The organism is Cupriavidus phytohabitans, assembly GCF_017815025.1.
In the GTDB taxonomy this organism is placed as follows: domain Bacteria; phylum Pseudomonadota; class Gammaproteobacteria; order Burkholderiales; family Burkholderiaceae; genus Cupriavidus.
The window spans coordinates 14970-41875 of the sequence record NZ_JAGIQB010000057.1; the positions used below are offsets into that span (position 1 = coordinate 14970).

Here is a 26906-nt window from a genome sequence, read left to right on the forward strand (position 1 = left end):
TCGGAGTTGTGCGGAAGGCCGCAGCGACTTAACCACTTTTTTTGTGCGCCTCACTCCACATAGAAGTGGCGGCAGTATGGCACGCGGAGGCTTGTCGGAACTGGATGATGCGCGGCACCGGGCCACAGGGTCTTGCGCACGCCATCGATCGTGACTTCCGGCGCAATGCCCTGCCCGCTCTCATCGCGCTTGTAGCCGTGGTACACGATTGCGGCGCCCGTTGCATCGGACGACAGATAGGTTTCCCGGAACAGCTTCCACAGTTCCGGGGCACTGATCTCCGTCTCGCTTGCGTCGGTGGCCTGCTGCACCACGGTGCTGAATTCGACCTGCATGCGCCGCGGCATCACCACGCCATGCTCGCGCTCAAGCAGGAAGGCGATGCCGCCCTTGCCCGACTGGCCGTTGACACGGATCACGCTGTCATAGGTGCGGCCAAGGTCCGCCCCCCTGCGTTCGCCTTACGCCGTCACGGCGGCGCGTTGCCGCGCCACTTCGGCCTGCGGCGCGCCCGCATTGTCGGCGTGCAGCGTGAAGTCGAAGCGGATCAGCGAGAACGGCTTGTCCACGCCCAGCGCCTGCATGGCGGCCGCATCCTCGACGCGCGTCACCGGCGGCACCAGTCCCTCGCGCGTGGCGAAGGCGAAGTCGTCCCACAGGTACGGGTCGCCGTCGATGTTGATCTGCGTGGTCAGCTTGCGATGGCCGGGCGCGGAGACAAAGAAGTGGATGTGGGCCGGGCGCGTGCCGTGGCGGTCCAGTTGCTTCAGCAGGCGGTCGGTGGCGCCGTCCGGCGGCACGCTGTAGCCCACCGGCACGATACTGCGGAAGCGGTACCGTCCTTCGCTGTCGGTGACGATGGTGCGCCGCAGGTTGAAGGCGCTCTGGGTCGGGTCGAAGTAGGAATAGTTGCCCATCGAGTTCGCGTGCCAGACCTCCACGTTGGCATCGGGCAGCGGCTTGCCGGCGCTGTCGAACACCTGCCCTTCCATCACCAGCACCTCGCCTTCGTCGCTGCCGTCGTCCAGGCGTGTTTCGCCCCGGGCGACGGGGGCGCCGGCCACGTACAGCGGTCCTTCGATGGTGCGCGGCGTGCCGCCCGAGATGCCGGCGCGCGCCTCGGCCTCGTCCATGCGCAGGTCCAGGAAATGATCGAAGCCGAGCCCCGGTGCGATCAGGCCGAGTTCACCCCTGCGGCCGGCATCGGCCACGTAGTTGAGCCCGGCCCAGAATTCCTCGGGCTGGATATCTAGGTCCTCGATCATGTAGAACAGGTCGCGCACCATCCGGTGCACGATGGCGGCGATGCGCGGGTTGGCATTCTGGCCGGTGCTCTCCTCGATGCGGTTGAGTACGGCGTCGATCGCGATCTTGTCCATGGTTGTCTCCTATGGCCTTGTGGGTGGGTGAAGTGGGAAACGTTGTCAGAGCGAGCGGAACAGCGGGCTGCGGGTGGCCTGGCTCGCGTCGGCCGCCGACAGGAACTTCTCGGTAAAGATGTCTTTCTCGAACAGCCGGCCCTGCATCAGCGTGGCGATGCAGGCCTCGATCATCGGCGGCGGCCCGCACAGGTAGGCACGCCAGCCGCGGAAGTCGTGGCTGAAGTGGCGGCCGGCCAGGTCGTGCACATAGCCACGCTCGCCGGACCAGTCGCTTTGCTCGGGCTCGCCCGACAGCACCGGCAGGTAGGTGAAGTTGTCGTGCTGCCCGGCCAGTGCCTCGAAGGCCTCGCGATAGTAGAGTTCGCCGGCATTGCGCGCGCCCTGCACCAGCACGATTTCGCGCGGATCGCCGGATTCCAGCAGGTCGAGGATCATCGAGCGCGGGCTCGACAGCCCCGATCCGCCCGCCATGAATACCAGCGGACGCGGATCGCTCTTGCGCACGAAGAAGCGACCCAGCGGGCCCGACAACTGCAGGCGCTCGCCCGTCTTGAGCTGTTCATGCACATAGGTGGTCGCGCTGCCGCCGGGCACCAGGCGTATGTTCAGCTCGATCTCCCCCGCCGACGGCGCGCTGGCGATCGAGAACGCGCGCGGCGCGGCTTCCTGGCCGATCCACACGTTGACGTACTGGCCCGGCTGGAACTGCAGCGGCTCGCCCTCGATGCGCAGGAACACGCCCTTGATGGTCGGCGTCAGTGCCTCGATGCGCACGACTTCGGCGGTGAAATCCATCAGCGGCAGGCATTGCGCGTCCGGATCGGGCTCGATGTCGGCCTCGATCACCATGTCGGACATCGGCGTGGCGCAGCAGGCCAGGCACTTGGCTTCCTCGCGCTCGAAGTCCATCAGCGCGAACGGCGATGCCTCGCCGTGGTCGAGTTCGCCTTCCAGCGTCTGTACCTTGCAGGTCCCGCACAGGCCGTGGCCACAGGCGTGCGGCAGCCACACGCCGGCGCGCAGGCAGGCATCGAGCACGGTCTGGCCTTCCTCGATGTCGATGGTCTGCCCGAGGGGCTCGATGGTCAGTTGGTAGGTCATGACAGCCTCCGTATTGACGTTGCGGCGACGACGCGTCAGTTGCAGGAGCCGGCAATGCCGGCAAGGCCCGGCGTGCGCAGGCGCAGCACCGACTTGTGCCCGAGCCCGTTGGCGGCCAGGCTGGCGTCCGCGTCCGGCGCGAAGGGCTCGCCGCCGCGCAGCCACTGCACCTGCGTCCAGTCGATGGCGGCGCCTTCGGGGTGGGCCGCCAGCAGCGGCGCGATGACGTCGCTGACCATGGCGCCGAACGGCATGTCGGGCGGCAGCGGCAGCGTGAAGGGGCTGCAGAACAGCAGGTGCTGGTCCCAGCCGAAATACACCAGCTGGTTGCCGTGGAAGTTCTCGACGCGGTCGCGGGTCTCGCCCGCGTAGCCCGGCTTCAGTGCGATGACTGGCATGGTGGTCTCCGGTGTCTCTTTTTTCAGTCGTGTTTGTGGTCGCAGCACGAGGCGCCGCCGCCCTGCTCCGACGCCTGCGCGCCGTCAGCGCCCGCTGCGCCGGTCCAGCGCTGCCAGTTGGCGCGGTCCTGCGAATCGGCGTAGTCGCCGCGGTCTTCCGGGCGCAGGTGGTACCAGTCCAGCACCTCGGGCAGCGTGGCGCCGCCGCAGTTGCCCTGGAAGATCTGGTGCACCGGCAGCCACGCCTGCACGTACTTCTCGGGCTCGCCGAGGAAGATGTCGCGGCAGCCGTCGGAACAGAAGTGGTAGTGGTCGCCGTCGTGCTCGGCCTCGCGATAGCAGATCTGCGTGGGATCGTCCGGCTCGGTGAAGGCCATCGGAATCTGGCACACCTGGCACAGCATCGGCAGGCCCGGGTTGTACCAGCGCTGCCCTGCCTCCTGCTGCTGCTTCCAGTAGTCGAAGCGCGGGCGATAGTGCTGGCCGAAGCTGTCGGGATACTTCTCGGCCAGCCAGTCCATTTCCGACGGTTCCGGCACCCAGGTGTGGATGGCAGCGGCGTGGTTGAAGTTGTAGAAGATCGACCAGGCGATGTGCGACAGGTGGTCCTTCTCCTTCGCAGCCTGCTCGTGGTACTTGGGCATGCGGATGCCGTAGCGCGCCAGGTCGGCGAACAGTGCGCCGCCGTTCTGCTCGAAGTAGATCTCCCACGCTTCCTTCCAGCTCATCACGCGCTTGGGCAGCATGTAGTCCATCATCATCGCCACCAGCGTCAGCAGCCGGTAGCCACGCCAGAACCACTTGTCGATCCACTTCTGGATGATCGGTCGGTTGGCCGGGTCCTGCTCCAGCATGAACTTGACCACTTCCAGCCCGAGCGTCATATGGCGCGACTCGTCCGACTGCGCCGAGAAGCCGAAGGTCACGGTGGCCATGTCGCCGTTGTAGGCCGCACCCGACATGAACGGCATGAACAGCAGGTTGGTCAGCACGTATTCAAACGAGAACGAGATCGCCGTGATGAACTCGAACGGCCCCGCCGTCATGGCGTCCTCGAAGTACGACTTGGGCACCGACAGGTACCACAGCCGGTCGTGCAGGTGGCGCCAGTCGGCAAAGCCGTTGAAGTACTTGTTGTAGTGGCTGATGGTGTGGATCTGGGTCTGGCAGTGGCGCAACTCGTCGACCGACTGCATCTGGCACGCAACCCGCGCGCCCACGCCGCGCAGCGTGCGGCCGGCCATCGCGAAGCCGCGGTGCGCGGCATATTCCAGCGGCGACACGCCGGTCAGGAACAGCTTCAGCGCGTTGACGTAGCGCGCGTCGGTGACGTTGAGCTGGCCGTTGTTCTGCTGGAACGCATCGATGATCGCGTACAGCTTGCGTTCCTTCTCGGACTGGAATTTCCAGTAAGCATCCATGGTCAGCCGGAACGGGTCTTCCCAGCCGTCCCAGTCATGGATCACGATGCCTTCGAACTTGTCGTGCGGGAACACGGCATCCATCGGCTGGTAGGTGGTCTCCCAGCCCAGGTCGCGTGTCAGCACGGCGTACTTTTCCTTCAGCGACAGCTTGGGCCTGGCGGCCTGCCGCGCGGCGGAGGCGATGGCGGTGGCGGTGGTCATGTCCTTGTCTCCTGGTATTTGCGGTTCGATTTGCGGTTCGATCCCCGGCTCAGTGCCAGGCCAGCACGAACTGGTCTTCGGTTTCGTCGATATTGCCGGCCAGCGAGATCAGGCCGAGCTGCAGCTCCTGCACGTCCCAGGCGCGTCCCATGCGTTCTTCCACGCTGGCGCGGTTGATCTCCAGCCGCCCGGGCGCGTCGATCTTGACCATGGCCGGATAGCGGTTGACGGTGGCGTGCGGGTTGTCGGCCTCGATGGCGTCGATGACGGGACGCATCTCCTCGTTGGCCTGCAGGGCGATGAATACGATCTGTGCGGTCATAGCGGTCTCCTCGGGGTCAGGCAGCGGCCCTGGCCGGCGTGTCGTCAGTGGCATGGGCCAGACCCAGTCCTGCCAGCCGCTTCGTCAGCGCGGCTGATGACTCGTCCAGCGCGGCTTCGGCCTCGCCGGCGAACAGGCGGCGCGCGAGCGGCACCAGCGCATGCTGGAAACGGTCGAGCCAGGCGAAGGCATAGCCGGCAATCACGCCGGCGTTCTCGGCAGATTCCTGCGCCGCGGTCTTGACCGTGGCGTCGACCCAGCGCGCGGTCTCGGCGTACCAGGCGTTCATGAAGTCGGTGACCAGCGCGAACGCCGGGCTTTCCGCCGACAGGCGTGCATCGAGGCGCTGGTAGATGAGCGGGTACAGCAGCCCGTCCAGCACCAGGTTCTGCGCCACATGCAGTTCGAACCAGTCGTCGCGCACCAGCAGGTCTTCCACCGCAAGGCGCAGCGGCTGCCACGCCAGGTCTTCCATCCATGCCGCCTTGGCGGCATCGACGGCCGCCTTGTCGCCCACCAGCAGGCCGATGCGGGTCAGGTATTGCGCGATGCCGAGGCGGTCCATGGTGTGGAACATGGCTGCTTCGGTGATGGCGGAGCCGAAGCCATAGGCGGTGATGGCAGCGTTGTTCATGTTGGCCGCCCATTCGAGATGACGCAGCGGCACCACGCCCAGCGTCAGCAGCTCGCGCAGCGGTTCGGGCAGCGATGCCAGCAGGCCGCGCTTTTCCACGAACTCCAGGTTCTTTTCCATCGCCTCCTGCTGGCGTGCGCGGGCGTTGACGTAGCTGCCGTAGTAGAACTGGCGCGGGTCCTTCAGCGCGTACCAGTCCTGCATCACCACCCGCGTGCGGCGCGCGTCGTAGAGCTCGTACTGCGGCTGCCACAGCGGGCGGTAGTGGAAGCTGGTTTCCGGCTGCAGGTCGTACATCGCCTCCTGGTAGCGCGTGGCGGGCTTGTCGGCGCCGAGGCGCCGAGCCAGGTTGGCGAAGGTCTGCCGGATCGGGCTGACGCTGTCGGTACGGATATCGATTTGCATGGTGGGTTGCTCCTGTCTCCCTGGTGGCTATTCGGTGCTGCCGCGGCTCAGGCCACGGTCTCGCTCCATTTGTCGCGTTCGCGTTCGAGCGCCCGTCCGAGCTGGTGTGAAACCGTAATGGCGCACTGCGCCGCGCAGAACGCGCTGAACTGCTCGGGGCGCATGACCAGCTCCACATAGAGAGCCGGGTCGCCGAGCGAGAACTCGAACTCGACCCACTGCTGGCCGCGCGACGTCACCCGGACGTAGGGCTGCGACCGGCGGGAGCCTGGCGAGGCGGGATGGACGATGGGCGTGATCATGTCTCGCTCCTGTTGCGGTGCACACCGGCTGGTGCGCGCTGTTTTTGGTGGGAGACATATAGCGAAGGCCGTGCCACGGGCCGTGAACCCATACGCCGCAAGGCTTGGCGGGAAAGCGCGCGGGGTATGCGCGTCGCGGTCGGTTGACGATTTGATGAGGTGAAAAAGCCGGTTTTCACCAAATGATCAAATCGGCCGTTACTGCGCCGCACCATGCCGCCGCAAAGCCCGATCATGGACTTGCGTGGCCCCCGAACCGGCGTGCTAGGCTACGGAAAACGAGGCAGGAACGCTCCCCTCCGGATCGATTCGCGCCCGCAGGCAATCCTGGAGGATGGAGATGACCGCGCCCCCCAAGCAGCCGCCGTTCGACCTGGCTTCGCTGCTGACGATCGACCCCAAGGCCGCGCAGATACGGCTCGGGGATTCCCGCATGGTGCTGATGCACACCGAGGCGCTCAGCTACCTGCGCAAGGAAATCCTGGACACGCTGGGCCTGGAGCGCGGCAAGGGCCTCCTGATCCGCATGGGCTACGCGCAGGGCATGCGCGATGCCGAGATGGTCAAGCGCGAACGCAAGGAAGAACTCAAGCATTCGCCCAATGACGCCTTCCTGCTCGGTCCGCAGCTGCATATGCTCGAAGGCGTGACGCGGGTCGACCCCGTGCGCCTGGAGATCGACCGCGACACCGGCCACTTCTACGGCGAATTCCTCTGGCAGGATTCATGGGAAGGCGAAGCGCCCTTCAACGAAGCGCTGAGCCGCGAGGAAGGCGGCTGCTGGGTTCAACTGGGCTATGCGTCGGGCTACAGCAGCACCTTCATGGACCGCCTGGTCATCTACAAGGAAACCGAGTGCCAACGCCGGCTCGACGCGCTGTGCCGCATCGTCGGCAAGCCGGCCGAGGAATGGGACGATCCCGACTACCTGAAGTACTTCGAGCCCGATTCCGTCATCAGCGACCTGCTGTCCCTGCAACAGGAAGTGAGCACGCTGCGCGAGACGCTGTGCGGCGCCAACCAGGGCAACCTGATCGGCCAGTCCCCTGCTTTCCGCGAAGCCTTCGGCCTGCTGTCGGCAGCTGCCGACAGCCATATCACGGTGCTGCTGACCGGCGAAACCGGCGCCGGCAAGGAGATGTTTGCGCGCTGGCTGCATGACCACGGCCCGCGCAGCGAGCAGCCCTTCATCGCCGTGAACTGCGCGGCGATCCCGCACGAACTGATCGAGTCGGAACTGTTCGGCGTGGAGAAAGGCGCGTATACCGGCGCCCAGCAATCGCGCCCCGGCCGCTTCGAGCGCGCGCACGGCGGCACGCTGTTCCTCGACGAGATCGGCGACCTGCCGCTGTCAGCGCAGGTCAAGCTGCTGCGCGTGCTGCAGAACGCCGAAGTCGAGCGCCTGGGCGGCGTCGAGGCACGCAAGATCGATGTGCGCCTGATCGCGGCTACCAACGTCAACCTGGCGCAGGCGATCCGCCAGGGGCAGTTCCGCGCCGACCTGTTCTACCGCATCAGCACCTATCCCGTCGCCATCCCCGCGCTGCGCGAGCGCCGCGACGACATCCCCGAACTCGCGCAGACGTTCATCCAGCGCTTCAACGCGCGCTACCAGAAGCAGGTGCGCGGCCTGAGCCAGCGGGCGCGTGATGCATTGATGCAATACCAGTGGCCCGGCAATATCCGTGAACTGGAGAACATGATCGAGCGCGGCGTGCTGCTCGCGCCCGCCGTGGGGCTCATCGATACATCCCACCTGTTTGCCAGCCAGCAGGCGGGCTCTGCCGAACCGCCCGAGGATGCCGACGCCCTGCTGCAGAAGCTGCTGGACCAGCAGGTGTCGCTGCCGCAGATCGAGACCGCGCTGATGAAGCTGGCGATCGACACCACGCGCGGCAATTTGTCATCGGCGGCGCGGATGCTGGGGATTACGCGGCCTCAGTTGGCGTATCGGTTGAAGAAATAAGGGGTTTTCGCTGCCGTCGGCGACGCTGAAGCGGGTCTGCCGCCGCCGGCACCATTGGCTATGAACTGATGTGCGCGCTGGCTTAGTGCTGCCTTAGCCAGCCCAGGCAGCGGTGTCGTCGAGCGGATAGACCGGCCTGCTGACCTGCCGGAACGGGAAGCGCTCGTAGCGCGAGCTGGTGACGCCTTCCCCGTCGCACTCGACAACCGCCTTCGCGATCGGGACGAACACCGGGCGACAGTACATTCGCGACTTCAGTAGCAGGAACTTCGCCCGATGCGGATCGATGCCGATATGGGTGAAGATCCCCATGTCCCAGTGCTCTTGGGGGGTCTCGGTCACCACCACCTGTGCCGCGCCGATATCGAGCAAGGCGGTGCGCCCCATGCGGATGCGCTGCCCCGTGTAGGTCGGCCCTGTGATGATGTACTCACCGTCGCTGATCGCGGCAACCTTGCCGGTCAGCGGCTTCGCTTGCGGATAGACATCCAGCTGCGGCAGCGGCACCTTGTCGCCGACCGGCAGCGTGATACTGGCCCCGACGCCGGCGTCCACCAGCGCTGCCACCGCTTCGGGGTCGCACACGGGCCCGACCGCGATGCCGGTCAGTCCTTGCGCCAGGGCCTCGTGCAGCACCGCCATGTTGTCGCAGGTCCCGCCGGACATGCAATTGTCGCCATGGTCGAGCAACAGTACCGGTCTCGCGTCAGCACTGTCGGCGCCGGCAAGCTGCGCGGCGCGCCGGATGGAACTGGCGAGCGGCTCTGCCTGGTAGGCAAAGGCATCGCGCTCGGCCCACGCCTGCGCCGCGATCCGGCTGGCGACCTCGTCGGCCTTGGCCTGGTCGCCGTCGCCAACCACGATCACGCTCAGGCATGGCGCGGCGATATCGGCCAGTCCGAAGCCGGCCAGCACCGACACCGCCAGCATGCCATCCCGCTCGGCCTCGCGCGCCAGCGCCACGGCGCGCAGCATGGCGCCTTCGTCGGTGCGGCTGCGCAAGGTGTGCGTGATCAGCGGCGGCCGCCGCCACGCCATCACCGGGCGCACGCGGCCGGCAACCATGTCAAGCAGCAGCCGGCCGGCATGCGCGCCGGTTTCATACATGTCGACGTGCGGGTAGGTCTTGAAGCTGACCGCGATATCGGCATGGTCGACCAGCGTCTGCGTGATGTTCCCGTGCAGGTCGAGGGCGACCGCGACCGGCGCATGCGGCAGCACTTCGCGCAGGCGCCGCAGCAGGTCGCCTTCGCCGTCGTCGCTGTTTTCAGCCACCATCGCGCCATGCAGGTCGAGCATCACCGCATCGCAGCCGTGGGCCGCCGCGATGATGGTGTCGCACAGGTGCGTGTAGGCGTCGGCGGCGACGCGTCCGCTCGGGTTGGCGCCAGCGATCACCGGCACCACGATCTCGGCGCCGGCGGCCTCGGCCAGGTCGATGAAGGCGGCGGCGGCGGTGCGGGTGCCCTTGGCGGCGCGACAGGCGGCGTCGCCATAGGCCGGCGCGAACGAAGCCAGCGGCGTCGGCACCGGTGAAAAGGTATTGGTCTCGTGATTGAGTCGGGCAATGAGGATCTTCATTGGGCAGTCCGTTCGGATGTCATGGCCGCGTGGCGGCATCGAGCATGGCGTGCAGCAGCACGTTGCAGCCGGCTTCAAGGTGCTCGGGCCGCGCGTCTTCGATTTCGTTGTGGCTGATGCCGTCCTTGCACGGAACGAAGATCATCGCGGCGGGGGCGACGCGGGCCAGGTAGACCGCGTCATGGCCGGCACCGCTGATCACGTCCATGGCGGAATGGCCGAGCCGGCGCGCGCCGCCCCGTACCGCCTCGACCAGCCGAGCATCGAACGGCTGCGGCGGGAAGTACACGACCCGCTGCAGATCGATGGCGATGCCGCTGCGCGCCGCCAATGCTGCAACCTGCTCGTGCAGTGCCGCGTCCATCGCGGACAGCACCTTGTCGTCGCCCGCGCGCAGATCCACCGTCATCGTGACCTTGCCGGGGATGACGTTGCGCGAATCGGGATGCACGCCCAGGCAACCCACCGTGCCGCGGCCGTGCGGGGGATGCTCCAGTGCGATGCGGTTGACGATGGCGACCAGCTCTGACGCCGCCAGCAGCGCATCCTTGCGCAGCGCCATCGGCGTGGGGCCCGCATGCGCTTCCATTCCGGTCAGCACCACGTCGTACCAGCGCTGGCCGAGCGCGCCGGTAACCACGCCGATGGTCGTGTCGTTGGCCTCCAGCACCGGGCCCTGCTCGATATGCGCTTCAAAGTAGGCGCCGACCGGGCGCGCCCCGACCGGCTCCTGTCCGGCATAGCCGATGGCCTGCAGTGCCTGCCCGACGCAGATGCCGTCGCGGTCGCGCTGCTGCAGCACGTCTGCCAGCGCAAACTCGCCGATGAACGCGCCTGAGCCCATCATCACGGGGACGAAGCGCGAACCTTCCTCGTTGGTCCAGACCGCGACCTCGAGCGGGGCATCGGTGACGATGCCGGCATCGGCGAGCGTGCGCAGGACTTCGATGCCGGCGAACACGCCATAGTTGCCGTCAAACTTGCCGCCGGTCGGCTGGGTGTCAATATGGCTGCCGGTCATCACCGGCGGCAAGGCGTCGTCGCGCCCGGCGCGCCGCGCAAAGATGTTGCCGATGGCATCGACGCGGATGGAGCATCCGGCCGCCTTGGCCTCGGCGACGAAGAAATCGCGCCCCTGGCGGTCCAGGTCGGTCAGCGCCAGCCGGCATACGCCCCCTTTGGGCGTGGCGCCGATTGTGGCCAGGCGCATCAGGGTGTCCCACAGGCGCTCGCCGTCGATGCGCAGGTCGATGCGCGCGCCGGCGGTCGCCGCTGCCGCTGCCACTGCCGCGTGGGCAGCTTGCAAAGTCGTCATGTCATTCCTCGTATCGGTCGGCCGGCATTGCGGCCTGCATGATCCAGGCTCAGGCCGCCAGGCCGACGCCGAGATAGCGGTCCTTGACCGCCTCATCGGCACGGAACGCGTCGTTGCTGCCGGTGTAGACCACCCTGCCCTGCTCGATGATCACGTGGCGGTCGGCCAGCTGCGTGCAGACCTCGAGGTTCTGCTCCACCAGCAGGATCGGCACGCCGGCCGCCTTGATGAACTTGAGCTGCGCTACGATTTCTTCCACGATCACCGGGGCCAGCCCTTCGACCGGCTCGTCAAGCATCAGCAGGCGCGGATGGTTCAGCATGGCGCGACCGATGGCGAGCATCTGCTGTTCGCCGCCGGACAGCTGCGCGCCGCCGTTGCCGCGCCGCTCGCGCAAGCGCGGGAAGATGCGGTAGATGTCCTGCAGTTGCCACGGCGAATCGCGGCGCGCGGCCAGCTTGAGGTTCTCCTCGACCGTCAGCAGCTTGAAGATGCCGCGGTGCTCGGGCACCAGGCACAGGCCATCGGCGGCAATCCGGTGTGCCGCCATGCCGGCAACGTCCCTGCCGCGAAAGATGACGTGCCCGCCCTTGGGCTGCACGACGCCGGCGATCGCCTTGAGCGTGGTCGACTTGCCGGCGCCGTTGCGCCCCAGCAGCGTCACCAGTTCGCCTTCGCCGACCGCCAGCGACACGCCTTGCAGCACATGGCTCTTGCCGTAGTAGCCATGTATCTCTTGTACGTCGAGCATCATTCCTTGCCTCCGGTAATCATGTTGCCGAGATAGGCGGCGCGCACGCGCGGGTCGCCGCGCACGACCGCGGGCGGCCCTTCCATCAGCACCTTGCCTTGCTGCATCACCGTGACGGTGTCCGAGATATCCATGACGATGTCCATGTTGTGTTCGATCAGCACGACCGTGTGGTCCTGGGCCAGCCCGCGGATCAGCCGCTTCATCGCGCCTAGGTCGTCGACGCCCATGCCCGAGGTCGGCTCGTCCAGGAAAATCGCGCGCGGCCGCGCGGCCAGCGCCATGCCGACCTCCAGGCGCCGCTGCTGGCCGTGCGACAGCACGCCCGCTGCGCTGTCGGCAACGCGCGTCAGTTCCAGCCGTTCAAGCACCCGGTCGACGATCTCGCCGCAGGCAAGCTCGCCAGCCGGCAAGCGCCATCCGTGCATGGCCTTGCGCGGCGAGGTGCCGAGCGCTGCGAGGCGCAGGTTCTCGCGCACCGCCAGGCTCGGGAACAGGCTGGTGACCTGGAACGAACGCGCGATGCCGCGCTGGACCCGCTGGTAGTCGGCTTCAGCCGTGACGTCCTTGCCGTCGAAGACGATCCGGCCGGCGCTGACTTCCTTGGTGCCGGTCAGCATGTGGAACAGCGTGGTCTTGCCGGCGCCGTTGGGGCCGATCACCGAATGGATCGTGCCCGGCATTACGCGCAGGTCGACCCCGCCCAGCGCCATGAACTTGCCGTACTGCTTGATGATGCCGGTGGCTTCAAGGATAGGGGTGGTAGTCATGCGCGTTCCTCCTGCGTGACGGGCGCGCGGCGCACGCCGCGCAGACGATCCCATACGGTGGCACCCAGCCCCCACAGACCGCGTTGCATGAACAGGCTGACGGCGATCAGCAGGAAGCCGAGCAGCATCAGCCAGCGCGGCCACAGCGTGGACAGCCAGTCCGCCAGCAGTACATAGAAGGCGGCGCCCAGCACCGAGGCGAAGATATTGCTGGTGCCGCCGATCACGGTCATCACCAGGATCATTTCGCTGGCGTGGTAGTCGATATTGGTCAGCGGCGCGATGCCGGTCAGCATGGCATGCAGCGCGCCGGCCAGCCCGGTGACCGCGCCGGAGACCATGAACGCCAGCAGCTTGAACGTCTTGACGTTGTAGCCGACAGCCAATGCACGCTCTTCGTTGTCGCGGATCGCCAGCAGCGTGCGGCCGAGCACGGACTCGGTCACGCGCAGCGCCACAAAGAACACCGCCAGGAACAGCACCGCGACAAAGCCATAGAACTGCCACGGCGATGCCAGCGATACCAGCGCATGGCCCGCCACAGACAGCGGCGGACGCGGGATGTCCAGCAGGCCGTTGTCGCCGCCGGTGATGCCGGGCGCCGTGTACGCCAGGAAGTAGAACATCTGCGAGAACGCCAGCGTCAGCATCACGAAGTAGGTGCCGCGCTGGCGGATCGCAAACCAGCCCACCAGCGCCGCCGCCGCCGCGCCGATGGCGATCGCCAGCAGCAGCGCGAGCGGCATCGGCAGGCTTGCGCGGGTCAGCGCCAGCCCCACCGCATAGCTGCCCAGGCCGAAGAAGATCCCCTGGCCGAACGAAAGCAGTCCGGTGTAGCCGAGCAGCAGGTTGCACGCCATGGCGGCCATCGCGTAAATCAGCACTTCCGTGGCAAGCGTGCCGGAGCGCATGGTCAGCGGCAGCAGCAGCGTGACGGCAAGTGCCAGCCACCAGAAGCGGTAGCGCAAGAACCCTTGTTTTTCCGTAGCCATCATCCCCTCCCCAGCAAGCCATGCGGACGCAGCAGCAGCACCGCGGCCATGGCGACATAGATCATCAGCCGCGCGCCTTCCGGCCATAGCGTGCTCATCAGGCTCTGCACGACGCCGACCAGCAAGCCACCCACCAGTGCCCCGGTGAAGCTGCCCATGCCCCCCACCACGACCACGATGAAGGCCACACCAAGCGCCTCGACGCCCATGAACGGCTCGGCGCCGCGGATCGGCGCGGCCAGCACGCCGGCGATCGCCGCAGTAGCGGCGCCCAGCGCGAACATCAGGCTGAACAGGCGGAACACGTTGATGCCGAGCAGCGACACCATCTCGGTGGATTCGCTTCCCGCGCGCACCGCGCTGCCCAGGCGCGTACCTTCCAGCAGCCACCACAGGCCGATGGCCAGCAAGCCGGTGAAGCCGATCACGAACAGGCGGTACTTGGGATAGACGAAGTCGCCCCACATCACCACGCCCTGCAGCGCATCCGGCGGCGGTACGTCGACGCCGAGCGGCCCCCAGCCGACGATGATGAGTTCCTGGATGGCCAGCGCCAGGCCAACCGTGACCAGGATGTGGAATTCGTGCGGCTGCGCGTAGACGTGGCGCAGCATGACCTTTTCGGTCAACCAGGCAAGCGCGCCGATCACGATCGGCGCAACCACCAGCGCCATCCAGAAGGTCATTCCGATCTGCAGCGCCTGGAAGCAGAGGTAGGCACCCAGCGCATAGAAGGCGCCATGCGCGAAATTGACGAAGCGCAACAGGCCGAACACGATCGACAGCCCTACCGCCAGCAGGAAGTAGAGCATGCCAATTCCGACGCCGTTGATCACCTGTAACAGATAGACGTTCATGAGTCGTACGGATGTAGGAAGCCGCCACGCCGCGCGGTGTGCGCGCGGCATGGTGCTTCGGTGTGCTTCAGTGTGTAGTCTGCCGGGGCGGCGGCCCCGCGCAGTGTCAGGGCATCAGGCCATCTTGCACTGGGTCTGCTCGACCGGCAGGAAGGCCTTGCCAATGCTGACCACCTCGGCGTAGTCGTCCTTGTCCTTCATGCGGGACTTGGCCTTGCCCTTGAGCAGGTAGTAGTTCTTCAGGACCTGGTGGTCGGCGGCGCGGATTTCCTCCGGCCCGGTCAGGCCCTCGTACTTCATGCCTTCGAGCGCCGCCACCACGGCCTTCGGGTCCGCGCTGCCGGCCTTGATCATGCCGTCCACCATGATCTTGGTGCAGATGTACGAACCAGCCAGGCTGTAGTTGGGGTTGGCCTTGAACTTGTCGTGGGTGCGCTTGACCAGTTCGCGGTTCAGCGGCGTATCCACGCCGTGCCAGTACTGCGCGCCGAAATAGACGCCCTCGCACAGATCGGCGCCGAGCGACTCGAACTGCTCCAGCCCCGACGCCCAGGCCAGCAGGATGGTGGTGTTCTTCTTCATGCCGAAGCTGACGGCCTGGCGCAGCGTGTCGGCGGACTGCGAGCCGAAGTTCAGGATCAGCAGCACATCCGGCTTGGCGGCCAGCGCATTGGTCAGATAGCCGCTGAATTCCTTCTCGGTCAGGGCGTGGTAGCTGTTGCCGACGTGCTCGATGCCCTTCTCCTTGAAGATTGCCTTCGCCGCCGACAGCAGCCCCTCGCCAAACACATATTGCGGCGTGATGGTGTACCAGCGCCTGGCCTTGGGCATCGATTCGATCAGCGGGCGCACGGTGCGCTCGATCGCGCCGAAGGTCGGCACCGACCAGCGGAAGGTGGCGCGGTTGCAGTCCTTGCCGGTGATCTCGTCGGCCCCGGCAGTGGTAACGAACACGCCGCCGAATTTTTCGGCCTCCTTGCCCATGGCCAGCGACTCGGACGACAGGATGCCACCCGCGAAATAACGCGCCGCCTTCTGCTGCGCCAGTTCCTGCACCTTGCGCACCGCGGTGGCAGGCTTGCCTTCGGTGTCGAGCACGCTGTAGCGCAGCGGCCGGCCCAGCACCTGGCCGTACTGGTCAAGAGCGAGCCGCATGCCCAGGTCGGCAAACTTTCCGTTGGCGGCGAAGGCGCCCGACATGGGCACGGGGCAGCCGAATTCCAGGGCCTCGCCGGCGGCAAAGGCGCTACGGCCATGGATCAGGGAGGTGGGAACGGCAGACAGCGCCGCCAGTTTCAGCAGGTCACGACGGTTCAAGGCTCACTCCTCGGTATGTGGGGATTGGGCTGCACGGGGCGAAAGTCTGGACAACGCCATGTCCCTGGCGCGACACCGTCTCCCCGACTGGTGACTTTCGCCCGGCGCCAACAGTGACCGAGCAAGAATCGAACCTGTTTATTCTATTTATACGTATAAATAGAATAGAATCATCTTAGGAGTCGGTCGGAATCGTTGTCAACAAAGGGAAAGTCAGGGTTTACGCACCCTCCGCGCAGGGTGGCCAGAGAGTCCGATCACCCCTTCGATTCCACGACAGGCAGGCTGCGGAAACGGTGCAGGCATGCCAGCCAACCAGGCAGCATGCACAGACAGGGGGCAATCCGGCGCCGCGCGCAAGACGCCACCACGCGTGGTTAGAATGCAAGCGCCCCAAGCCGGCATGGCTTGCGGCGCATGACAAGGAAAGAGCAATGGCGATGTTTCGGGAGGGCAAGACCGGAGCCATCGAGATCCGCAAGCAAAAGCGCGCGGACCTGGTGGCGGAAGAACTCAAGCGGCTGATTACCCAGCGCAACCTGCGCCCGGGCGACAAGCTGCCGCACGAGGTCAAGCTGCAGCAGATGTTCTCGGTCAGCAAGAGCACGATCCGCGAGGCACTCAAGTCGCTGGAAGTGCAGGGCCTGATCCGGGTCAGCACCGGGCCGACGGGCGGAGGCACGATTGTGGAAGTCCCGCTGGATCGCACCTTCCAGCTAATGCAGAACTACCTGTTCTTCAAGGACGTCGGCATTGCCGACATCTATACCGTGCGCCGCCTGCTGGAGCCCGAACTCGCCGCCGGCGCGGTGCCGCACCTGACCGAGGACGATTTCAAGGCGCTGGAGCGCACCATCGACCTGTGCGACCCGGCATCTGCCGCGGCAGCGACGCCGCTGCTGGACCAGCGCCAGGAAGACCTGACCTTCCACGACATCCTGGCCGCCGCAAATCCGAACCCGATGCTGCGGTTCTCGTGCGAGCTGATCAACGAGATGATCCGCCAGCTGGTGGTGTTCGGCAACGACACCCCTGCCTGCGAGCACGAGAAATTCGGCGCGGCCAACGTCAAGTTCCACAAGCGCATTGTCGAGGCGGCACGCCAGCGCGACGCCGAGAGGGTACGCGCACTGATGTCGGCCCATATGGAAGAGTGCACGCATTACGTCACGCGCATGAACGGAAGGGTCCATGGCCGCCTGGTGCTCGACTCCGAAATGCCCCGGCGCGGCCGGATGCTGCCGGCAGACGACGAGCTTGGATGAAGCCGGTGGCCGCGCCGGACGTATCCCGACGCAACAGTGCCACCGCTTCGCGGGAGCGTTAGAAACCTTGGGGTTCAAACTCCGAGAGCCCGAGTTGCTCCAAGAACTCAACTACTTCCCCTGACCTGGGTTCCGTGGGTGGCTCATACCTAGCGAGTCTCTCGACGAGGTCACCGTTGATCACGGCACAACGCACCTGAGCGAGCATATAGACATCGTTCGGCGACCAGCTCATTTGTTGACGCTTGCACAAGCGTGGCATGCGCCGGACGCCTGCGAGATCGCGACAGGCCCACTGCGCCCGTGGTGGAGTGCAAGGCACCGTCACGCTGCCTGCCTCGTCGAGCCTGTTATGGGCGTCGGCGAGACGTGGAGGCCCATCGCCCGGCCTGGCAAGGCAGCGCGCACCGCGCGATGTCCTCAAAAGCTCGATCCTATTACCTGATAACTGCTATTATCAGGTTTAATTTTTTCCGTACTATATGGGGTTTCGCACACTTCACTTGGAGTTTGGTACCGCTTGGAGAGGTGCCGGGAACGGCGCTGGCGGCGGAGAAGAAGGGGCGTCCAGGCCGCGTATCAGGAGGAGTATCAGCGCCGGACACGAGAAGTCTAGCGGGAAAATGCGGCGATTTCCAGCCTTGCCGGGCGGCCTTGCCCTCACCTTCACGCGGCTATGCCCGCCACTGCCGTGCTTGTCTTAAACGTTATCAGGTAAGAAGTAACCACCGACCACAGCCTCAAGCATTTGTTATGGCTCAACACAACCACGTCGCTGCCGACACCCCGCGTTATACCCGGGCCGACTTCACGGCACTACGCTTTCGGCTCAATCGCATCCCGACCGCGGACATCCTGGTGCGCGTCTATGACGAAGACGCTTTGCTCGCCGCCGGCATCGAGACATCGGCGCAGCTGGAAGCCAGGCTCGACGCCATGCGCGACCATCTGGTCGAGCGCGTTTGCCTCAGCAATCCGTATCTTTCAGAGAGCCTGGCAGACGCCCGCCGTTTCAATCGCTGGCCCAAGACCGCCATCGACTATTTGGTGCGTGCCGCCGACCAGGATTTCTCCCAGCCGAAGCCTGATGATCCGGTGTCGGCATGGCTGCGTCCCATCGTATTCCAGGCGCTGCGGCACGAGCACATCCTGACTGTCGCCCAGTTGCATGCCTATATCGCGCTGCGGGGCAGGCGCTGGTATTTGCCCGTGCCGAGGCTGGGTGCCGGCAAAGCCCGTGCGATCGAGCGCTGGCTGCAGGCCCATGCGGCCACGCTGGGCCCGCTCGTCATCGTCGACGACACGCCCCAATCGGGATCGGTCGACCTGGGCGCCGATGTCGCGCGCAACCTGGTGCCGCTGGAGCAGATACAACGGATCGTGCCGGCGCTCGACGGCAGCCAGGGCCGTAACCGGGCGCCGGGCTTCTGCCTGATTGCTGCGCGTCATGATTTGGAGGCTATCCAGGCCTACCTGTACCGGTTCCGTGACCGGGACAAAACCGCGCGCGCCTACCAGAAGGAGTTGGAGCGCTTCCTGCTCTGGTGCGTGGGCGTGCGCCGCACCGCGTTGTCCAGCGTGGGCGCCGACGATTGCGAGCGCTACAAGGATTTCCTGGCGCAGCCAGATCCAGCATGGATTGGCCCCAAGGCGCCACGCACCTCGGCCCGCTGGCGCCCGTTTGCCGGCGCCCTCAAGCCGGAATCCCAGCGCTACGCGGTGCTGGTGCTGCGAGGCTTCTTTGCCTGGCTGGTGGGCGTGCGGTACTTGGGCGGCAACCCCTGGCTGCTGGTTCAGGACCCGGTGACGGCGCGCCGGGAAGTGCCGATCGCAGTCGAGAAGGCCCTGCCTGGCCAGTTGTGGGAGGCACTCATACGGCCCGAAGGCATCCTCGACCGGCTCTGCGCGAAATGGTCCTCGCCGCCGCAGGCAGCTCCGCTGGCCGCGAAAGACGCCGATGCACCAGGTGCCCAATACCGTCTGGCGCGCGCAGCCGTGTTGCTGTTGGGGTGCAGTGGCGCGCGCCGCGAGGAGGCGGCCCGCGCGCTGCGATGCCATCTCCAGCCGGTCCCGGAACAGGCCGGCATACCCGCGGGCCTTTGGGAACTGGCCCTGCTCGGTAAGCGCAACAAGTGGCGCACCGTGTTTCTTCCAGCGCGAGTCATCGACGCGTTGCGCACGCACTGGGCCGACCGCGGCCACGATTTCGAGAATCCCGACCAACCGTTGGCGCTGCTCTCGCCGGTGGTGGTGCCTTTGACGCGTACGGCCCAGGCAAAGCACCTTAGCTTGGAGGGCGGCGCGCCCGTGCTGAATGGCAAGGGATTCTCACCGGATGGGCTGTATCAACTGCTGACGACGACGCTGCTGCGTATCGCCGACGACGCCACGCTCCCCCTGGCCGCGGCAGAGCGTGACCTGCTGCGCCAGGCCGCGCCCCATGCGCTGCGGCATACGTTTGCCACCCATGCAGTGGCAAACGAGATGCCTGCTGACGTCCTCCAGCGGCTATTGGGGCACGCCTCACTGCAAACGACCTCTCTGTATGTCCGCGCCGAACGGGCACGCGGCCTCGCCGCGGTGTCGAAGCTCTTCCCCAGTTAGGGCGCCTCCGGAGGACCCCTTCCGATTTGTGCCGAGGCCGCTGCCGTGTCCACCAGTAGGCTTGCCTGCGATCGTTGGTGGCTGCGGCGTAGCGCCTCAGTCGTCTGTGCGGGCACGGCCAGCTGGGGCTTCTTCTAGGAGGGCCGCGCCAAGCCCAGCATTCCTCATCAGTGCCCCGCTGCGGAGCATCGGCTGGGAATTGGCGGCAGGCGCACCGCGCTGGTTAGCCGAGCGGAGGCGGCGACTGTCCCGACTCGGGACAGTCGCCGCCTCCCGATCCGGACAACGCCAGCACATCATTGCCACAGGCGAAGGTTGCGCCCTGGAGGCGACCCGCTGTCAGAGATTCCGCGCCGAAGTGTCCCGACTTGGGACAACGCGGCCCGGGACGGCGGCGGTACACCGCGTATTGGCCCCCCTGCTGCGGCACGACATCGGCCTGCAGGCGGCGGCGGTGGATTGTGCGAAGCCGACCTCAGATTGCCAGTAACCATCGCCTGGCCCGTGGGACATCGAGGGCCCGCGCTCTGGGCAGGGAGTTGGATGCGGCTAAGCCGACCCACGTCCCAAGTTGGGACAGCTGCTCTCGCGCGCCGCGGCGTCTCACATGTAGTTCAGAAGGTGGCATCGATTGCCGGATCCCGCGACCTCGCACTTCAGCCCATTCTCGGCACGAGGCCGCCTGATCCCAAGTGCGACGCTGGCCTGCCACTCGCCCGGTCGTTGGTCATGTCGAGGGCAAGGCTCGCTCGAAGCATCGGAGGTTGTGGTCGCAGTGATAGCAGCTGCGGGTTCATCGGCCGATAGGCCGTCGCACGCTTCACCGGGGCAGACATGGTCTCCTATCGGTGCCTATCCCAAGCTGCGGAGTCCATCCCGACCGTCTGGCGCCACGCCGCTGCAGGCAACGACAGCACGGCTACAGCAACGGCCCGCGCACCTAAGCGCGAACTTCCGAACCGCCACCGTACGACGCCTGTCCCAACTTGGGACAAGCGTCGCAGGTATGTCCTTGTTCCACGCGGGCACATCGCGGCAACCGCGAGGGATCGCGCCGTGGAGGGGCTCACAAAGACTCGAACATGATGTCCCGAGTTGGGACAGTCCCTTCAAAGACCGCCCGTTTCGGCAACCTTCGATATCGGTGTGTTTAGCGTCAGGGGGCACTTGGCGGCGGCACGACATGGGTTAGCCAACGCAATTCACGAGTCCCCGGGAGCGTCGCCGGCGCTTCGGCCTACCCAAGGCACCAAGTCGCACTGTCATATAGCTGGCGGCAGCGCGGCCGATGCCAGTGTCCCAAGTCGGGACAGTTTCCCCACTTTCGGCCGCAGCACACTTGGCCCGCCTGGCGGCAGGTTGCCCCGGTTGGGCTGAGTTTGCCGGATCGCTTGCGTCTCACCGCTTGCGCGATTGACAGCCTTTCCGCATGCCGCTCGCCTGAACGCCATCAGCGTCCGGCGAGAGCCCATTCGGATGAAGGCGTTCGTTCGTCGTTGCAGCGACAAGCGAGCCTGTGGGCGGGTGTCCCAACTCGGGACAGTCTCGCGCTCTGGCCTACCGGCCGCTGTGCGGTGGTCAAGGCCTACACCAATGGTGCCACCGCCCGCCCGCAGAATGTCTCGCTGAGACTGTACGTCGGGGCAGAACCGAGTGTCCCAACCCGGGACAGTTGCCGCACTAGCGGCCAAACAAAAAGCCCGCCATGTGGCGGGCCTTTTTGTCGCGTCGCGCCAGATTATTTCGGCTGGTGGTGGAACGTCTCACTGATCAGCTGGCGGATCTGGGTCTCAAGCGCCTCGGTCAGTGCACCGAACTTGATCTTAACCGTGAAGCCATTGGCATCCTTGGTAATCGAGCCGGCGTGCTCCTTGCCGGCAAAGAACTTGTCGATACTTCGCTCGCTCGCTGAATTGGGGGCATCAATTCGACGGGTTGCCAGCGCTTTGATTGCACCAGCCACTTTACCCTGGTCCATCTTGCCAGACGCCACCAGCGGCCAGATTTCCTTCGCCGCTGCATCGCCCGCCTCACCATACTTGCGGATCGTCATGACGATCGCTTCGGCGGCCGTCCCGCCAAGCAGGGTAGGCTGAAGGTCCAGATCCCGGATCACATAGTCGGGGAGTTGTGCGAAGCTCAGGAATCTGTAGAGGCCGCTCCTGGACAGCCCGAGGGCCTCGGCCAGTCGTGAGCGGGATGGGAATTCCTTCTCGGTCTGACGAATAGAAAGCGCAATCTCATAGTCAGAGAGATCGTCACGGCTGACGTTCTCTACGAGGGCCAGCACCGCCATATCGGCGTCAGACGGATCAGCGACCACCGCTTTGATGGTATCGGCACCCAGCATCTTGTGGGCGCGCCACCGGCGCTCACCTGCCACGATCTGATAGCCCGCTTCGGCACGGCGCACCACGATGGGTTGCATCAACCCAACCTCGCGGATGGACTCAGCAAGGTCCGAGAGTTTGGAATCGTTGAAGACGCGCCGAGGCTGCCAAGGGTTCGGCATGATGTCAGCGACAGCCAGTTGCGATGCAACCCCGGCGGCCTCCAGCTCCTTCACACGCATCTGTGCCACGGCCAGGGCCCCAGCCAGGCCAGGTGCGGTCTGCGTACGGTCGTTACGCTTGATCTCGTCCTGCTGAATTGCCGATGTTTTCCGGATACCAGCCGTCTTCGCCAACAGCTGTTCTCGCATATTGCTCATTGCGCGCTCCTCCATTTTTCTGCGTAGATTTCATCCAACCATCGGCAATAGTCCACAATCGGCTGGCGCACCCGCTGCAGCGATTTTGCTGCGCTATGGGTACTACTCACGTCGAATACGGTTGAGAACGCCAAGGCCCCCGTGCTCATCACAGAACTGGCGGGCACCTCGATTGAATGCAGCCAGCTTTCATAGGCGCTCTGCGCCCACGCCCGAACAATCGGTGCGGAGGACGTACGCCCATAATCGACCCGCGACAACAGCAACGACACAAAGTCGTACTTCTTGTCCGCTTCGTATTTGATGAAGCTCTTGGAGACATCCGAGAACAGACGCCAGAACGACAGGGAGCTAATGAAGTCCAGGTTCTCCGGGACCATTGGCATAACCATCGCGTCTGCCGCCAGCAGGGCATTCAGGTTCATGTAGGAAAGCGACGGCGACGTGTCCATGAGGATGTAGTCGTAGTGCTTCCGTAACGGCTCCAGTCCCTCCCTGAGGACGGTCCAGAAGCGGAAGCCCGGCTTGACCTTCTGCATGGCAGGTAAATGGAACTCCGCGCCGATCAATTCGGTGTGCGCGGGAATCAGATCCAGGCCGTCCCAGTATGTCGATTGCACCTGGCCAAGCAAGCCGCCTTCGATCTGCTGATCGTAGATATACGGCAACACGGAGTCTTCCGGCGAGACGTCTTTCTCGGCGTACAGCCCACATAGTTCGGACAGCGACGCCTGTGGATCCAGGTCCACCACCAGCACTTTCCTGCCGCGTAGCGTCAGCCCCTGGGCGAGGCACATCGTTGTCGTAGTCTTGGCCGACCCGCCCTTTAGCTGCGCCGTAATGATGATTTTCCCCTCGGGCTCGCGCGTACCGGTGACTAGCGGTGTCTGATAAATATCCGAGACTTTCTGCACCCACGTGCGAGCCTCCTCCAGGGTGAAGGTGCGGGTGCGTCCGGTTCCCGCCGCGGTGCCTGGCGGCAATTCCCCATCGCCCTTGGTGGCCAGGTATTGCACCTGGGAATGTGAGATGTTGCACATCTCAGCGATCTCCCCGGTCTTGAATACCGGCGCCGTTTTTCTGGGGCGCGGCGCTAGAATCGTTTCGCGAAGTTCATCCGTAAAAATGGTGACCTTTTCCGCGAACTGGGATATCTGCTCAAGCGGGACAGTTCGGTCGACTGCAGGAAGTTGGCTCGTTTTCACCATTCTGAGGTTTTTCCACAAAATTCTGGAAAGCTCAGAATACAGGAAACGCTTGAGTAATGCCTCATAAACTGTTGTTTTTGAAGCTAACTTTTCTAAAAAAGCGTTCGTTTTGCTCAAATTTTAAGCAAATTAGGGGCGCCTAGCCCTGCACAACCAGATACGGCAGGTTTCCCACAGGCAGCCTCTGCGCATGCCGGCGCGACAACCGAGCACAAATGACCTCACCATGCCCGGCGCAAGCCAGCAGCCAGGCCACGGATTACCTGGATGCCGGAAGCCTATTTCTCGGATTCTGCACAACTGACCTCACCTTCCACGCGATCCTGGTGGGCTTCGCGGCGTGGGAGTCCGCCAATATCCGCCTGGTACCCGATGGCTCAGGCACGAATTTGGCGCGGAAACCGTAAAGGTGAGGTTCATTGTGCGCGCTGTACGCGGGCACTCCTCCGCACCGCACAATGAACCTCACCTTGCCCGGAAACTGTCAGAGGCGACTTGCACAAGCAACCTCACCTTTGGCGCAGCACAAAAAACCTCACCATCCGACGATGCTATCCCATGAGAAATTGCGAGCAGGGGCCGCGATGGCGAAGCATTGGGCAAGCGGTCTGCCCAATCCGCAGTATCGACGGGTGGGCGAACCGGGACGCCGTGACCATCTCCCCGTTGTTCCATGTGTTTGGCGAGCGGTCAGCGTCGTGTGCGATGCGAGTAAGCGTGCTTCTGCTTCCTGCCGGTTTGTTCGGTTTTTTTTGAAGTAAACCCACCGACAAACAAACGGAGGAAACCAAAAGCGTTTCAGATCAAACACTTAATGTCGGCAAGGTGAGGTGCGGTGTGCCAAAGGTGAGGTGTGTTGTGCCACAACCGTGCGGTTTGTTGTGCGACCAAGGTGAGACCCATTGTTTCTTAAGGTGAGAGTTCTTGTGCCGAGCCAACAAAGGTGAGGTACGTTGTGCGCGGCCTGTGGATATCCCCGCCGGGCATTGGTGTGACGCCACGGTAGCCCCTATTCGCCTTGCCCCACGGTGAGGTCCATTGTGCGTAGGGTGAGGTTCGTTGTGCGGGCACCGTAGGGGCAAGGTCAGAACCCTCCTACCGGGCCTCTATGGTGAGGTTCATTGTGTTGAGAACCTCACCATCACGTGCTAGAGTCACCCCAGCCCAAAAGAGGGGAACCAAAAGTATGGCGGCCGAGAATCCGGTGGAGATCAAAGCGAGGACCACGCCTCGGCAAATGGCGCTCGCATTGTTCGAAGACATGTTCGACCTCGGCATGTCCATCAACGAGGCGAACCGCGAAATCGGCTATCAGCGCAATAACTTCTTCACGGAAATCGTGAACATGGGACTGGCGGCGCGGCGGTTCCTCGATGCCGCCTACTTCATCGTCGCCCAAGAGCCGGAAGTCCCCGATCAGTATGATGTTGAGCTGAATTACTTTAAATGGCTCATGCGGTACGACAGCCGCAACCTGAAGCATCTGCGCACTATCGCCGATGAAGCCCAGAACGCGAAAATCCGCGTTACCAACACGCCCTCGGACCGTGAGCCGGCCGAGGATGACATCTGGGTACAAGTCCAGTTGATCGGCATGGTGGCGATGCACCGTGGGCGTATCCGCTTCGATGTGCACCACAGCCTGATCCCACATATTCGGGACCCACGCAAGTCGCACTGGCTGAGCCTGCGTATCTCGACCGCGTTTACTCGTAGCCTGGCACGCGCCATCTACGACAAGGTATTACCCAGCGTGCCGGCAGGGCGCACTGACTGGATCAAGCTTGACGAGATGCGGACCTGGCCCGGCAAGATGGGCGCGAACGCCAGCATCTTCAAATACTTCAAGCGCGACTGGCTCGAGCCGGCAGTCCGGGAAATTAATGAGATCTCGGACATCGAACTGTCCTACGAAACCAGGACGGAATCTACCTCGTCGAAGAAGGTGGACCGGATCCGCTTCCAGCTGCAGCGCAAGGACACGGCGGACGCAGTGATGGCGAGCCTGTCTGATGCGAGCCAAATCTACAAGATCCTGAAAGACGAGTTCAACCTGTCGACACGCCAGTTCACCGAGATCTCTGAGAACCGCGAAACATGGAATGATGACCGTATTCTGCAAGCCATCGAGTACACGCGCTTCAAGCTCAATCGCGGCCAGGTGAAGAAGAGTCCGTCCGGCTATCTGATGAAGGCGTTGCGCGACAACTGGCGCATGTCCGAAGCTGAACGGACCATGGTTCAGGTTCAGACCAAGCTACTGACGGAGGAAACTGAGCAGGAAGCCCTCAAGGCAGCCGTAAAGACGTCCGTGGAGCGTAGCGTCGCTTCGCGAGAGGACGAAACGCGCGCGCGCATGAATGATGAATCTCGCCAAGGGCGAGAGCATTTCACGGCGTCTGATGCCAAAGCCCGCCGCGAGCATGTTCGGGCCTGGCTTGCGTCGAGGGAAGGCAAGCTCGTGCTGCGGCGGATGAAGCTGGAGGCGCCGTCCATCACCGAGGAAATCATTCTGACAACGCCTGATCTGTCCTGGTACCTGGGACAGTTTGTGTTTGGCCGAATCAAGTCCCAGGTAACGCAGTGACCTGGGTCGCATAGTTCGCGTATGCACGCCGGCACGTGCAACGGAATTGCCCGTCAATCTTCACAGTGGCGCAGCGCCAGGCCGCCGGCGACCGGGACGCGGTGAGACGGACCTGGCGGCGGCCCAGCGCCGGGCCGAGCGCGCCGAGGCGGAAGCGGCGCTGGCGCGAGAGCTGCTGGCAGAATTGCACCGGCCGCGCGAGGGGGAGGGCGCCGGTGGTGGGCGGTAACGGCAGACTGGGCGGCCGTACGCGTCAAAACCAGCTGTCCGCGCGCCAGCTCCTGCGCATCAAGGCCCACCGCGGCGCCAAGAAGGCCATCCTCGCCGTGGCCGCCTCCATGCTCACCGCCGCCGACCACGTGCGCCGGGATGCGTTGAGTATGCCGACCTTGGCCCCGGTTACTTCGACCGCCATCGTGCCCAAAAGGCCATTCGCCGCCTGCTCAAACGCCTCGCCGACCTCAGGTGTAACGTGAATTCCATCGCTCATGCTGTCTGACGCTTCCTCTGGTAGCCATGGCGTCTCGGCGGGCAACAAGTGATAAAAGAGGCTCTCCAAAATTCCCCTTCCAAAAAGACTTGCAAGTTCGCCGTTGAGGCATTAGTATTCGCCCCCCGTTCGCAAGGCACCGCGCAACGTGGAGGGGAAAAGGCCTGCAAGGCGTTACTCGCCAGAATAAAGATTTTTTCGAAAATGATTGATTGATCGAAGAAATTTCTTTATAGTCTCGCTCCTCCGCTGCTGACAAAACAGCGACGCGACAAGCAAAGCGAATCGCGAAAGTTCTTTAACAAACAAACACCGATAAGTGTG

General features: G+C 64.5%; 21 protein-coding genes and 1 pseudogene. 4 read left to right on the forward strand and 18 right to left on the reverse strand.

Features of this window, described 5'->3' with window-relative positions; all coding sequences use genetic code 11:
• Nucleotides 1–86 precede the first annotated feature (86 nt).
• The 8 genes and pseudogenes from J8I34_RS28685 to J8I34_RS28720 form a co-directional block, all read right to left on the reverse strand.
• Nucleotides 87–446 (reverse strand): annotated as a pseudogene (locus J8I34_RS28685) (2-isopropylmalate synthase); the annotation flags it as partial.
• Between the two features lie 15 nt (nucleotides 447–461).
• Nucleotides 462–1379: a catechol 1,2-dioxygenase gene (catA, locus tag J8I34_RS28690; RefSeq protein ID WP_209807594.1), complete on the reverse strand. Its 918-nt coding sequence runs from the start codon at nucleotides 1377–1379 to the stop codon at nucleotides 462–464.
• A gap of 45 nt (nucleotides 1380–1424) precedes the next feature.
• Nucleotides 1425–2483 carry a phenol 2-monooxygenase domain-containing protein gene (locus J8I34_RS28695; protein WP_209807595.1) on the reverse strand — a complete coding sequence of 353 codons (1059 nt, stop codon included), beginning with the start codon at nucleotides 2481–2483 and terminating at the stop codon, nucleotides 1425–1427.
• A 35-nt stretch (nucleotides 2484–2518) separates the two neighbouring features.
• Entirely contained in the window at nucleotides 2519–2881 is a 363-nt protein-coding gene (locus tag J8I34_RS28700) for a phenol hydroxylase subunit P4 (protein ID WP_029049110.1), read from the reverse strand.
• A 23-nt stretch (nucleotides 2882–2904) separates the two neighbouring features.
• On the reverse strand, nucleotides 2905–4506 hold the full coding sequence (locus J8I34_RS28705; RefSeq protein ID WP_209807596.1) for an aromatic/alkene/methane monooxygenase hydroxylase/oxygenase subunit alpha: 1602 nt from the start codon (nucleotides 4504–4506) through the stop codon (nucleotides 2905–2907).
• Between the two features lie 49 nt (nucleotides 4507–4555).
• Nucleotides 4556–4828 carry an MmoB/DmpM family protein gene (locus tag J8I34_RS28710; RefSeq protein WP_011297864.1) on the reverse strand — a complete coding sequence of 91 codons (273 nt, stop codon included), beginning with the start codon at nucleotides 4826–4828 and terminating at the stop codon, nucleotides 4556–4558.
• Nucleotides 4829–4844: 16 nt separating this feature from the next.
• Nucleotides 4845–5867: a ferritin family protein gene (locus tag J8I34_RS28715; RefSeq protein WP_209807597.1), complete on the reverse strand. Its 1023-nt coding sequence runs from the start codon at nucleotides 5865–5867 to the stop codon at nucleotides 4845–4847.
• A 47-nt stretch (nucleotides 5868–5914) separates the two neighbouring features.
• Nucleotides 5915–6169: a phenol hydroxylase subunit gene (locus J8I34_RS28720; RefSeq protein ID WP_209807598.1), complete on the reverse strand. Its 255-nt coding sequence runs from the start codon at nucleotides 6167–6169 to the stop codon at nucleotides 5915–5917.
• Between the two features lie 340 nt (nucleotides 6170–6509).
• Between J8I34_RS28720 and J8I34_RS28725 the strand changes: the two genes are divergently transcribed.
• The gene (locus J8I34_RS28725; RefSeq protein WP_209807599.1) at nucleotides 6510–8135 is read left to right on the forward strand and encodes a sigma-54-dependent Fis family transcriptional regulator; all 1626 of its coding nucleotides are present in this window, start codon (nucleotides 6510–6512) and stop codon (nucleotides 8133–8135) included.
• Between the two features lie 93 nt (nucleotides 8136–8228).
• Here the strand turns inward: J8I34_RS28725 and J8I34_RS28730 are convergent, their stop codons facing one another.
• The 7 genes from J8I34_RS28730 to J8I34_RS28760 form a co-directional block, all read right to left on the reverse strand.
• Nucleotides 8229–9716 carry a M81 family metallopeptidase gene (locus J8I34_RS28730; protein ID WP_209807600.1) on the reverse strand — a complete coding sequence of 496 codons (1488 nt, stop codon included), beginning with the start codon at nucleotides 9714–9716 and terminating at the stop codon, nucleotides 8229–8231.
• A gap of 19 nt (nucleotides 9717–9735) precedes the next feature.
• Entirely contained in the window at nucleotides 9736–11031 is a 1296-nt protein-coding gene (locus tag J8I34_RS28735) for a Zn-dependent hydrolase (RefSeq protein WP_245176206.1), read from the reverse strand.
• 49 nt (nucleotides 11032–11080) lie between these two features.
• Complete coding sequence (locus tag J8I34_RS28740) at nucleotides 11081–11785, reverse strand: ABC transporter ATP-binding protein (RefSeq protein ID WP_209807601.1); 705 nt, start codon at nucleotides 11783–11785, stop codon at nucleotides 11081–11083.
• A complete protein-coding gene (locus tag J8I34_RS28745; RefSeq protein WP_209807602.1) occupies nucleotides 11782–12552 on the reverse strand; it encodes an ABC transporter ATP-binding protein in 771 nt (256 codons plus the stop codon). Before J8I34_RS28745 ends, J8I34_RS28740 begins: the two co-directional genes overlap by 4 nt.
• The gene (locus tag J8I34_RS28750; protein ID WP_029049102.1) at nucleotides 12549–13544 is read right to left on the reverse strand and encodes a branched-chain amino acid ABC transporter permease; all 996 of its coding nucleotides are present in this window, start codon (nucleotides 13542–13544) and stop codon (nucleotides 12549–12551) included. Before J8I34_RS28750 ends, J8I34_RS28745 begins: the two co-directional genes overlap by 4 nt.
• Complete coding sequence (locus J8I34_RS28755; RefSeq protein WP_209807603.1) at nucleotides 13544–14401, reverse strand: branched-chain amino acid ABC transporter permease; 858 nt, start codon at nucleotides 14399–14401, stop codon at nucleotides 13544–13546. The genes J8I34_RS28750 and J8I34_RS28755 overlap by 1 nt, the downstream gene beginning before the upstream one ends.
• Before the next feature lie 114 nt (nucleotides 14402–14515).
• Nucleotides 14516–15718 carry an ABC transporter substrate-binding protein gene (locus J8I34_RS28760; RefSeq protein ID WP_029049100.1) on the reverse strand — a complete coding sequence of 401 codons (1203 nt, stop codon included), beginning with the start codon at nucleotides 15716–15718 and terminating at the stop codon, nucleotides 14516–14518.
• 434 nt (nucleotides 15719–16152) lie between these two features.
• On the opposite strand from J8I34_RS28760, the gene J8I34_RS28765 reads away from it, so the two are divergent.
• Entirely contained in the window at nucleotides 16153–16983 is an 831-nt protein-coding gene (locus J8I34_RS28765) for a FadR/GntR family transcriptional regulator (RefSeq protein WP_029049099.1), read from the forward strand.
• 753 nt (nucleotides 16984–17736) lie between these two features.
• Nucleotides 17737–19587: a site-specific integrase gene (locus J8I34_RS28770; protein ID WP_209807604.1), complete on the forward strand. Its 1851-nt coding sequence runs from the start codon at nucleotides 17737–17739 to the stop codon at nucleotides 19585–19587.
• Between the two features lie 1738 nt (nucleotides 19588–21325).
• Here J8I34_RS28770 and J8I34_RS28775 read toward each other — a convergent pair.
• Nucleotides 21326–22297 (reverse strand): ParB/RepB/Spo0J family partition protein, encoded by a 972-nt coding sequence (locus J8I34_RS28775; RefSeq protein WP_209778150.1) that lies wholly within the window; start codon nucleotides 22295–22297, stop codon nucleotides 21326–21328.
• Nucleotides 22294–23505, reverse strand: a complete 1212-nt coding sequence (locus J8I34_RS28780) for a ParA family protein (protein ID WP_029049096.1) — start codon at nucleotides 23503–23505, stop codon at nucleotides 22294–22296. Before J8I34_RS28780 ends, J8I34_RS28775 begins: the two co-directional genes overlap by 4 nt.
• 1186 nt (nucleotides 23506–24691) lie before the next feature.
• Here J8I34_RS28780 and J8I34_RS28785 point away from each other — a divergent pair.
• A complete protein-coding gene (locus J8I34_RS28785; protein ID WP_029049095.1) occupies nucleotides 24692–26092 on the forward strand; it encodes a replication initiation protein in 1401 nt (466 codons plus the stop codon).
• A gap of 253 nt (nucleotides 26093–26345) precedes the next feature.
• Here the strand turns inward: J8I34_RS28785 and J8I34_RS28790 are convergent, their stop codons facing one another.
• Complete coding sequence (locus J8I34_RS28790) at nucleotides 26346–26582, reverse strand: hypothetical protein (protein ID WP_209807605.1); 237 nt, start codon at nucleotides 26580–26582, stop codon at nucleotides 26346–26348.
• Nucleotides 26583–26906: the final 324 nt, after the last annotated feature.